The following is a 10,813-nucleotide window of genomic DNA, read 5'->3' as shown; positions in this document are numbered from 1 at the left end:
TAATATTTTTGTAAAATGTGGTATGATATAAACAATAAAAATTGGAGAAATAAAAGGAGGAAATTGAAAAGATTAAAAAATATGGAGAGAAATGATAACGAAATGATAAATGAAGAGGAAAAAAATTTAGATACAATTGAAAAAATTGATATTCTGGGAATGAGCTTGGAGAATCTGCAAGAGAAATTTGTTGAAATTGGGATGAAGAAGTTTAATGCAAGCCAAGTTTTTGACTGGCTACACAATAAATTGGTATTTGATTTTGATGAGTTTTCCAATATTTCAAAGAAAGACAGGGAAATTTTGAAAGAGAAATTTTATGTGGCAAAACTTGAGTTTAAGACGCATCAGGTTTCGGAAGATGGGGATACTGAGAAATTTCTGTTTGAATTGAAGGATAGAAGGCTGATTGAAAGTGTTCTTATTTCTCATAAAAATAGGCATACACTTTGTGTTTCTTCGCAAATTGGGTGTCTTATCGGATGTGATTTCTGTGCAACAGCGACAATGACTTATGAAAGAAATTTATCAATTTCCGAAATTTTACTGCAATATTATTATGTGCAGAAACATCTGCTACAGCGTGGAGAAAAGCTGGGAAATGTGGTTTATATGGGAATGGGAGAGCCATTTTTAAATTATGATGCAGTTCTTGGTTCAATTAATATATTAAATTCCCCGAAAGGACAGAATTTTTCAAAAAGAAATTTTACGATTTCTACAAGCGGGATTGTGAATGGAATAAAAAAATTTACAGAAAATGAAAATCAGATAAATTTGGCGATTTCGTTGCATTCGGTAAGGGATGATGTAAGAAGCGAGATTATGCCGATAAATAAAAGATGGGGAGTAAAACAGCTGAAGGAATCACTTCTGGAATATCAGAAACAGACTAAAAATCGGATTACATTTGAATATATTCTGATTGATGACTTGAATTGTGAGCCTGAGGATGCGAGGGAACTGGCTGGATTTTTAAATTCATTTTCGTGTTTAGTGAACTTGATTCCTTATAACCCTGTTGGTGGAAAGCCCTACAAGACACCGCCAAAACAAAAACAAAGGGAATTTTATAAATTATTAAAAGACAAAAATGTTAATGTAACATTGCGGGAAACTAAAGGGCAGGACATTGCAGCAGCCTGTGGACAGTTGAAGGCGAAAAAACAGATGGATTCTATTCAGAATATTTAAATAAATATTGAAACAGTTACGAAAAGAGGTAGTAATGAAAAAGAATAATAAAAGAGTAAAAGTGGAAAAACCTGGAAAAAAATTTAGTTTATTTTCGTTTTTTTTCAAAGTCTTCGTATTTTTATTTGTAATTACATTTGGAGCTGGAGCTTATCTTGTTTATACAGTGAGTAAGGAAACGCCAGTTGATTTAATAGATGGTTATGCACCTGTGTCACCTTCAGTAATTTATGACATCAATGGGAACCAGATAGATACGATAATGGTTCAAAACAGGGCACCAATAGGTATTGGAGAAATTCCTCCGCATGTACAAAATGCGTTTTTGGCGATAGAGGACAGAAAATTTAGGACTCACCATGGATTTGACTTTATAAGAACGGCAAGAGCGGCATTTTTGACAATTACGGGAAGACGACGTGAAGGGGGAAGTACACTTACTCAGCAGCTTGCAAAAAATGCTTTTTTGTCGCCAGAACAGACAATGACAAGAAAAATTAAGGAAGCAATTTTGGCAATAGAAATTGAAAGAAAATATACAAAAGATGAAATTCTGGAAAATTACCTGAATACAATTTATTTTGGACAAGGGGCTTATGGTATAAAAAATGCGGCAATAAAATATTTTAATAAACAGCCAAAACAGCTTTCCATTGCACAAGCGGCAATTTTAGCCAGCCTGCCTAAGTCACCGACAAAATACTCCAAAATAGAAAATGCGTTGGAAAGACAGAAAATTGTACTTCATCAAATGAGAAACTTTGGATTTATAACAGATGAGGAGTATAATGAGGCAGTTAAAGAAAAAATTACATTTGTAAATGGAAATATTAAAAGCCGTAATGAAGAGGAACAGATTTCGACTTCAAATGTAGCACCTGAATTTACAACAGTTGTATTAAGTGAAGTGAGAAAAATATTGAAAATACCTGAAGAAGATCAAAAATTCCTGTTTGACGGTTATAAAATTTATGCAACAGTTGATTTAGACTTACAAAGGGCAGCCTACTCAGCCTTTAACAACAATTATAACTTGAAGAGTCGTGCAAATTTGAACGGTGCGTTATTTTCGATTGATCCAAGTAACGGATTTGTAAAAGCAATGGTTGGAGGGAAAAACTATAAAAAAGGAAACTTTAACCGTGCATTAAGTTCATTAAGACAACCAGGTTCATCATACAAACCAGTAGTTTATCTTGCGGCACTGCAAAAAAATATGGCAATGAACAGTGTTATGGAAGATTCACCAATAAAAATTGGAAACTGGAGTCCAAAGAACTATGATGGAGTTTTCAGGGATAGTATGACACTTGCCAAGGCATTGGAAATTTCCAATAATATAATCCCAGTAAAACTGCTGCAGCGTGTTGGAATCAATTCGGCTGAAAAAGTATGGCGTGATGCAGGAATTGTAGGAGGAGATTTTCCTAAAAACTATACATTGGCACTTGGTTCAATTTCCACAAGGCCAGTAGATATGGCGATGTTTTATGCAGCACTTGCAAACGGAGGTTATCAGGTGCAGCCTCAATATATTTATAAAATTGAAAATAAATACGGAGAAGTCGTTTATGAGGCAAAACCAAAAATGAAAAAAGTTTACGATTCAAAAGATGTCGCAATACTAACTTATATGCTTGAAAATGCTGTAAATTATGGAACTGGACAATCTGCGAAAGTCTTTAAAAATGGACAGCTTATTCCAATGGCTGGAAAAACAGGAACAACTTCTGACTATGTTTCAGCGTGGTTTACAGGTTACACACCAACTCTTGCCACAGTAGTTTACGTTGGAAACGATGACAACAAGTCAATGGGGCCTGGAATGACAGGAGGAGCTGCAGCTGCACCAATCTGGAAAACTTATATGCAGACAGTGGTAGATTTACCAAATTACAATGTTGGAGTCTTTGAGTTTATAGACGATTATATTACGAGAAAAGACTTGACAACAAGAGATATTGACTTACAAATAGGACTTCTTGACAGAGATGGAGTGAATAAACGGACAGCATTGTTTAAGGCTGGAACAGAGCCGATTGAGTCAGAAGGCAAGTTTAGGAATGGGATAACTTTTTAGAAACAGAATAAAATTTAAAAATCAATAAAAAAATATGATTTCAAATACAAATTAATGTACAAGAGATCATATTTTTTGTTTATGAAAATTTTTTTATTTGATTATTAATTATGACATAAATAATAATTTAACTATAAATAATGCACCCAAAATAATCATTACCCACGAAACATGCCTTCTGTCTTCTTTTTTCGAGAATAAATTGTAAAACAGATTTATTAATACATAAGATAAAATTCCTAATGTTAATCCATCTCCGATACTGTAAGTCAAAGCCATTGTTGTAATTGTAATGAAAGATGGAACACCTTCTAGAATATCGTGCAAGTCTATATTTTTAACTGAACTTAGCATTAAGTAACCAACGTAAATTAAGGCTGGAGCTGTAGCACATCCTGGTATTGAGATAAATATTGGAGAGAAAAACATTGATATTAGGAATAGGAATCCTGTTGTAATGGCTGTCCATCCTGTTCTTCCTCCTGCGATAACTCCTGTTGAACTTTCTACATAAGTTGTAACTGTTGAAACTCCAAGTGCAGCACCAGCTGTAGTTGCGATTGCGTCTGCCATTAAGGCTCGTCCTACGTTTGGTACGTTTCCATTTTCATCCAGCATATCTGCTTTTGAGCATACCCCTATCAATGTTCCGACAGTATCAAAGAAATCTACAAATAAGAATGTACAAACTATAACGAATAAATTTCCAAATGTTTTAAAATCTGTAAATAGCTTAAAGTCTAATTTCCCCATAACAGGCATCATTGACTCATATTTAAAGATACCAGATGGTAAATAAATTCCTAAATCTTTTGCGTGTGCAGGATTTATAAGTGCATATCCCCAAGCCAGTAAAGAACTTAAAATAATTCCATAAAGAATTGAACCACGTACATTCTTTTTATCCAGAATTGCTATTAAAAATAATCCGATAAATGAAATAATAACGGCTGGAGAAAAATGCCCCATGCTAACTTTGGTCGATTCGCTTAAAACAATCAGTCCACTTCCTGAAAAACCTACGAATGCAATAAACACTCCAATTCCACCAGTAACAGCATGTTTCATATTTTCTGGAATAGAATTTACTACGGCTTCACGCACTTTAAAAAGCGTTAAAAATATAAATATAATCCCTTCACAGAATACGGCAGTCAAGGCAGTTTGCCAGCTGATACCACCTTTTAATACAACTGTAAATGCAAAAAATGCGTTTAATCCCATACCTGAGGCAAGAGCGAAAGGCAAGTTTGCGATGAGTCCCATAAGAAAACAACCGATTGCGGCTGAAAAACAAGTTGCTGTAACTAATGCACCTGCATTCATTCCTGTTTTTGATAAAATATTTGGATTTACGGCAATTATGTACGCCATTGTAAGAAATGTTGTAATTCCTGCCATAATTTCCTTCTTCATATTGATATTTTCATTTGCTAGAAGCGGGAAAAGTCGTTTAAGTCCGCTTGTCTGTTGAACATTAGTGATGCTCATTTTGATTAATCAACTCCATTTCTATGTATTATTTAGTTGTTACAAAATATTATTCATCTTCATTTGATTTGGTTTTAGCTTTTTCATCTTCTTCTTTATTATCTTTATCGAAAGTCATAACAACTTTTTCGATTTTTTTATTTCTGACTCGTTGTGGCTTGAATACAACACCATTAATTGTGATTGGCTCAATATTTTCATTATCTTCGGGAATGTATCCTAAATTTTCAATTAAAATCCCGCTTAAAGTATCATAATATTTGGATTCAAGCTCAAAGTGGAAATTATCATTCAAGTCATTTAATGAAACTTCTCCACTAATTAAGTATTTATTTCGTGATAACTGACGAATTGACAAGTCCTCATCGTCAAATTCATCGGCAATATTTCCCATAACTTCCTCAATCAAGTCCTCAAGCGTAACAATTCCTGAAAAACCTCCATATTCATCAATCAGAATAGTGATGTGTTTTTTCTCAAGCTGCATTTCGTTAAAAAGTTCATTTACATTTTTTGTTTCAGGTACAAAATATGCTTCTTGCAGCAAATCAGCCACTTTTATGTTATCAAATCCCTTTTTATAGGCTTCCATCATCAAATCCTTAGTTAATAAAATTCCGATAATGTTGTCAGCTTCATTTTCATAAACTGGAATACGTGAATATTTTCCAAATTCCTTGTTTTCAAAAAGTTCGTGAATCGAAATATTTTTGTCAATCAAAAATACTTTTGTTCTCGGAATCATTATTTCCCGTGCAATTTTCTCATCAAATTCAATAATATTTTCAATCATTTCCTGTTCAGCTTCGTTAATAACACCATGTTCCTTACCGACTTCCACCAGTGAACGTAATTCCTCCTTAGAAACCTTCTCTTCAATATTATCTTCCTTCATTTTCAAAATTGTAAGTACCAGATTTGTAGAAAATGTCAAAAATTTTACAAATGGAGAAAATAATTTTGAAATAAACACAACAACTCCAACTGACGATAATGCGATATTCTCTGAATTTCTAAGTGCGATTCTTTTTGGAATCAGTTCCCCAAAAACAAGCGTGATATATGACAACAGAAAAGTTATTAAAATCATTGAAATTTGATAGTTATACGGAATATTCAAAGGTTGTAATGCACTTGACAAATATTGGGATAAACCAGTTGCCGCTGATGCTGACGCAAAAAAACTTGCTAAAGTGATTCCAACCTGAATAGTAGACAGGAATTTGCTTGGTTCCTGCAGCAAATTATCAAGTAAAACTGCTTTTTTATTTCCATCTTCAATTAATATTTTTAATTTATTTTTATTTAACGAAACAATCGCCATTTCCGCACTGGAAAAGAAAGCGTTAATTCCCGTTAAAATTATTATTATTACAATCTGTAATAATAAACTGCCCTCAGACATTTTATTTTTCCTCCTAAATTTTTTAAATTTACCAACTTTTATAGTAACAAATTTTAAAACTAAACTTAAAAAATGTAACTATTTATTCAAACTCTAACTTTTTATTTTGTATTAATTTAAAGAGTTTAAGCATATTATAGCATATTTTTAAAAAATTTAAAAATTGATTTTAAAATTATAAAATCTCCTCGAAAACATACTTCTGAACTTTCATTCCCAATTTTTCATAAAATCTGACAGCTCCAGCATTATCAGCCCAAGCATCCAATGTTAAATTGTAACAGCCTTCTTTTTTTGCAAAATCTAAGGCAAAATCGTATAATTTCTTTCCAATGTTCTGCCCACGAGTGCTTTCATCAACACAAAGATCGTCAATAAATAACGTTTTTATATCAGTTAGGACGTTGTGATTTGTTTGTTGCTTGAAAATACAGAAAATATAGCCAATTACGTTATCATTTTTATCAGTTGCTACGAATATTGGCTTGTTTGAGTCGTTTAACATTTCTGTTAATTCTTTTGCTGTGTATTTTTTCCCAGTTGCCTTGAAAATGTCTGGACGACCTTCGTGATGAATTAATAAAATTTGTTCCAGTAAATTTTCTATTTTTGGAATATCTTTTTCTTGTGCTAACCTAATTTCTTTCATTGTAATAATTTTTCCTTTCATTTGTATTTTTATATAATGATTTTAATAAATCATAAATTGCAATATTAATTGCGACATTTTACCAATTTTTTTTACTAATTTATAAGGATATAAACTTAACATTTTCAAATAATTAAAATATAATTTTCATTTTTCAAACAGATTTTAGTATAAATATTCCATCGGAGCATTTTTCTGTGCTGGCAAAACTGTCTGAGCATAGCGATTTTTTTGTCAGTGCTGAAAAATGTCGTAGACTAGCCATAGGTTATTGCGTAGCAATCTTGCCACAATTTTAATTACTAGGATAAACTTTTACTGCAAGATAAGGTTTTGCGGCAATGAGCAATCCTACGAAAATAAAAAATAAAAAAGAAAAAACTCTGTTATAAAGTTTCTAAAAATTTCTTTCCATTTTCAATTTGCATTTCGACATTTTTTATGGAGGTTCCACCAAATGAATTTCGCTTGTTTACGCAGTTTTCAATTGTGATTTCTGAAAGAATGGCATTTTTGAAAACCTCAGAAAATTTATGAAATTCTTCGAGTTTCATGTCATCAATTGCGATTTTCTTATCTTCGCAGTAGGATACTATTTCTCCAACGATTTTATGTGCCTGTCTGAATGGAATATTGTGTTTTGCAAGGTAATCGGCTACGTCTGTTGCATTTAGGAAACCTGCTCGCATTGAAGTGTAGATTTTTTCGTTGTTTACTGTTATTGTGTCAAGCATTAGGTAGAAGATTTCGATGGATAATTTGATATTGTCAATTGAATCAAAAATTCCTTCCTTGTCCTCCTGCATATCCTTGTTGTAAGCCAGCGGAAGTGCCTTCATTGTTGTTAAAATTCCCATAAGATTTCCGTAGATTCTGCCTGTTTTCCCTCTTACAAGTTCGGCAATGTCAGGATTTTTTTTCTGCGGCATAATTGAAGAGCCTGTTGCAAAGGCATCGTCCAGATTTATAAATGAAAATTCAGATGTGCACCAGATAATAATTTCTTCTGAAAATCTTGACAAGTGCATTGAAATTACTGAAATAATCATTGCAAGTTCAATTATAAAATCCCTGTCGCTTACAGAATCAAGGCTGTTTTCTGTAGGCTTTGAAAATCCAAGTTCTTTTGCCACGAAATGTCTATCCAGATTAAACGTAGTTCCAGCCAAAGCTCCTGCTCCAAGCGGCATCTCGTCACTTCTTTCCAAAAAGTCCTCGATTCTTGAAATATCCCTTTTAAACATTTGGAAGTAAGCCATCAGGTGATGAGAGAATAAAATTGGCTGAGCCCTTTGTAAATGAGTATACCCAGGAATAATAACATTTTTATATTTTTCAGCGAGTCCTAGCAGTACATTTTCCATTTTTACAAGTAAATTTGAGATTTCACGGGCCTCTTTTCGTACATACATTCGCACGTCAAGAGCCACCTGATCGTTTCGGCTTCTGGCAGTATGCAATTTCCCAGCCACAGCCCCGATAATCTGTGTCAACCTTTTCTCAATCGACATATGAATATCTTCATCTTCAATTCTAAACTCAAATTCTCCCTTTTCAATTTCATCCTTTATCTGAAGCAACCCATTTTCAATATCTTTTTGTTCATTTTCCGCAATAATCCCTTGCTTAGCAAGCATTCTGCTATGTGCAATACTCCCAGTAATATCCTCTTCATACATTCTTTTATCAAACGTAATTGACGCATTAAATTTTTCTAACAATTTATTAGTTTCCTTATGGAATCGACCTTCCCACATTTTTTTCATATTTTTCAGTCCTTTCTAAAAACATAATTTATTTGTATATTATATCAAATAAAACCTTATTTTTAAAGAGTTTAAAAGTATAAATTAAAATTATGTATAAAAAAAATTTTGGATAAAAAAACACAGTCAAAATAACTGTGATTTTATGAATTTTAAATACCTAACTCTTTTTTTAATCCTTTTGAAGAGTGTTTGAAAAACTTATATTATCGGACGTTTTTGATTAATTATATATTGTAAAAACAAACAAATACATACAAGCGATATTTACAATTAAATTTTATAATAATTCATACCAAAAAATTTTCTTCAAAAAATTAATAAACAAAATTTGATAAGAATATTGAAATTGTGTTATAATAATTGTAAGAAAATAAAATTTTAAATAAAAAATGGAGGAAAGAAATAAAATGAGTAAATATTTTGAAACTGTGGATTTTTGGGTTGAAAATTTATTGGATTCGACTGAAAGCTATACAATTGAAAGCAATGAAAAAGGGAAATTTGTGGATATTACGATTAATGTGACAAAAGATGATATGGGGAAAGTGATTGGGAAAAATGGAAGAATTATCACAGCACTTAGAGTTCTTATGTCTTCGGTTGCAAAAAAAGATAGAAAAAGTGTAAAAATTGAAGTTAAGGAAATGTAATATAATGAAAAAGAAGAGTTTTAAACTTAGAGTTTATTATTACGATACTGATAAAATGGGAGTTGTGTACCATTCGAATTATCTAAAATGGATGGAAATGGCACGGACTGAATATTTTAGGGATGTTTTTCCATATAAGAATATGGAAGATATGGGATTTATTTTACCAGTAAAGACGCTAAATATTGAATATATTAATTCAGCAAAGTATGACGAGGAAATTGAAATTTCTGTAAAAATTGAGGAAATAAATAATATCAAAATCAGATTTTCTTATGAAATATACAATTCAGACGGAGTTTTAAAGGCAAAGGCTGAAACGGTAAATGTTTTTGTTGATGAAAGCGGAAAATTAAAGAGAATTTCAAATGAATTGCTGGAGGAGCTTATTAAATAATTATTTTGAATATTTATATTACTGTTAAAATTAGAGTTTTGTAAAATATACTAAAAATAGTAAAAGCCATTATTAAACAAAATAATCTGATACTAAACTTCATTAGAAATTAGAAATATTCACTATGTAAATGGGGAATGGTATGATAATAATAAACTAAAATTATTAATCACCTATTAAATAAGAAGAAAAGAGGTTTTACAAATGAAAATAGCGATTGGAAATGATCATGCAGGAGTGGAATTTAAGAATAAAATTATGCAGGAATTGAGAGGGAAAGGATATGAAATTGTAAATGTGGGGACTGATACGTTGGATTCGGTTGATTATCCTGATATTGCTAAGGAAGTTAGTAAGAAAGTTCTTAGTGGAGAAGTGAATTTTGGGATTTTGATTTGTGGAACAGGGATTGGAATTTCTATCGCTGCAAATAAAATAAAAGGAATTCGTGCAGCTCTTTGCCACAATGAGTACACAGCAAAACTTGCAAGACTTCACAATGATGCAAATATTATAGCATTAGGAGCGAGAGTTTTAGGTGAAGATTTAGGGCTGGCTTGTGTTGAGGCATTTGTAAATACAGAATTTGAAGGTGGCAGACACGCTAAAAGAGTCGGAAAAATAGAATTGTAATTTAGAAAATATCTTAAAAATTCTAATTAAAATTTTATCGCTAAATATTTGTTAGACTTGTCTGGAAATTATCAAGGTTTAATAGAACAAATATTATTATGAAGCAAGGGGTTTTGGCCCCTTGTTAAAATAAAAAAACATCGAGTTTTTGAACACATCTATTTTAAAAAAATAAAATAAGGAAGTGATTTTTATGTCAACAATTTTTAAAAAGATAATAGATAAGGAAATACCAGCAAATATCGTGTATGAAGATGAGGAGTTCCTGGCTTTTCATGATATAAATCCAGCGGCAAAAGTTCACGTGCTTGTAATTCCAAAAAAAGAAATCAAAAGTTTGGATGCAGCAACTGAAGAAGATGCTTTATTGTTGGGAAAATTGCAGCTTACGATAGCAAAAGTGGCTAGAATTTTGGAATTAGATAAGGATGGATATAGAGTTATAACTAATATTGGAGAAAATGGCGGACAGGAAGTTTTGCATATTCATTATCATATTTTAGGTGGAGAAAAGTTGCCAGTTAAATTGAAATAGAAATAGTCAA

The 10,813-nt window shown here is 31.9% G+C and carries 10 protein-coding genes; 6 read left to right on the top strand and 4 right to left on the bottom strand.

Annotated features, from left to right (window positions below; all coding sequences use genetic code 11):
- Positions 1 to 81: 81 nt before the first annotated feature.
- Entirely contained in the window at positions 82 to 1,194 is a 1,113-nt protein-coding gene (gene rlmN, locus K324_RS0111400; protein WP_084533646.1) for a dual-specificity RNA methyltransferase RlmN, read from the top strand.
- Between the two features lie 34 nt (positions 1,195 to 1,228).
- Positions 1,229 to 3,274 carry a transglycosylase domain-containing protein gene (locus K324_RS0111395; protein ID WP_026749239.1) on the top strand — a complete coding sequence of 682 codons (2,046 nt, stop codon included), beginning with the start codon at positions 1,229 to 1,231 and terminating at the stop codon, positions 3,272 to 3,274.
- A 108-nt stretch (positions 3,275 to 3,382) separates the two neighbouring features.
- Here the strand turns inward: K324_RS0111395 and K324_RS0111390 are convergent, their stop codons facing one another.
- The 4 genes from K324_RS0111390 to argH all read right to left on the bottom strand — a co-directional run bounded on the left by K324_RS0111390 (position 3,383) and on the right by argH (position 8,585).
- Positions 3,383 to 4,765 (bottom strand): NCS2 family permease, encoded by a 1,383-nt coding sequence (locus tag K324_RS0111390; RefSeq protein WP_026749238.1) that lies wholly within the window; start codon positions 4,763 to 4,765, stop codon positions 3,383 to 3,385.
- Positions 4,766 to 4,814: 49 nt separating this feature from the next.
- Positions 4,815 to 6,170 (bottom strand): hemolysin family protein, encoded by a 1,356-nt coding sequence (locus tag K324_RS0111385; protein WP_026749237.1) that lies wholly within the window; start codon positions 6,168 to 6,170, stop codon positions 4,815 to 4,817.
- A gap of 175 nt (positions 6,171 to 6,345) precedes the next feature.
- Entirely contained in the window at positions 6,346 to 6,819 is a 474-nt protein-coding gene (locus K324_RS0111380) for a GNAT family N-acetyltransferase (protein WP_026749236.1), read from the bottom strand.
- Positions 6,820 to 7,205: 386 nt separating this feature from the next.
- Positions 7,206 to 8,585 (bottom strand): argininosuccinate lyase, encoded by a 1,380-nt coding sequence (argH, locus tag K324_RS0111375; protein WP_026749235.1) that lies wholly within the window; start codon positions 8,583 to 8,585, stop codon positions 7,206 to 7,208.
- A 410-nt stretch (positions 8,586 to 8,995) separates the two neighbouring features.
- Here argH and K324_RS0111370 point away from each other — a divergent pair, with 410 nt between their 5' ends.
- The 4 genes from K324_RS0111370 (at position 8,996) to K324_RS0111355 (ending at position 10,803) form a co-directional block, all read left to right on the top strand.
- Positions 8,996 to 9,238 (top strand): KH domain-containing protein, encoded by a 243-nt coding sequence (locus K324_RS0111370; RefSeq protein WP_026749234.1) that lies wholly within the window; start codon positions 8,996 to 8,998, stop codon positions 9,236 to 9,238.
- A gap of 4 nt (positions 9,239 to 9,242) precedes the next feature.
- A complete protein-coding gene (locus K324_RS0111365; protein ID WP_026749233.1) occupies positions 9,243 to 9,635 on the top strand; it encodes an acyl-CoA thioesterase in 393 nt (130 codons plus the stop codon).
- A 204-nt stretch (positions 9,636 to 9,839) separates the two neighbouring features.
- Positions 9,840 to 10,268 carry a ribose 5-phosphate isomerase B gene (rpiB, locus tag K324_RS0111360; protein ID WP_026749232.1) on the top strand — a complete coding sequence of 143 codons (429 nt, stop codon included), beginning with the start codon at positions 9,840 to 9,842 and terminating at the stop codon, positions 10,266 to 10,268.
- Positions 10,269 to 10,461: 193 nt separating this feature from the next.
- Positions 10,462 to 10,803, top strand: a complete 342-nt coding sequence (locus K324_RS0111355) for a histidine triad nucleotide-binding protein (RefSeq protein WP_026749231.1) — start codon at positions 10,462 to 10,464, stop codon at positions 10,801 to 10,803.
- Positions 10,804 to 10,813 lie beyond the last annotated feature (10 nt).

Source organism: Leptotrichia trevisanii DSM 22070 (genome assembly GCF_000482505.1).
GTDB lineage: Bacteria > Fusobacteriota > Fusobacteriia > Fusobacteriales > Leptotrichiaceae > Leptotrichia > Leptotrichia trevisanii.
Note: the sequence above shows the minus strand (reverse complement) of the source record. Positions and strands in the feature narration are given on the sequence as shown.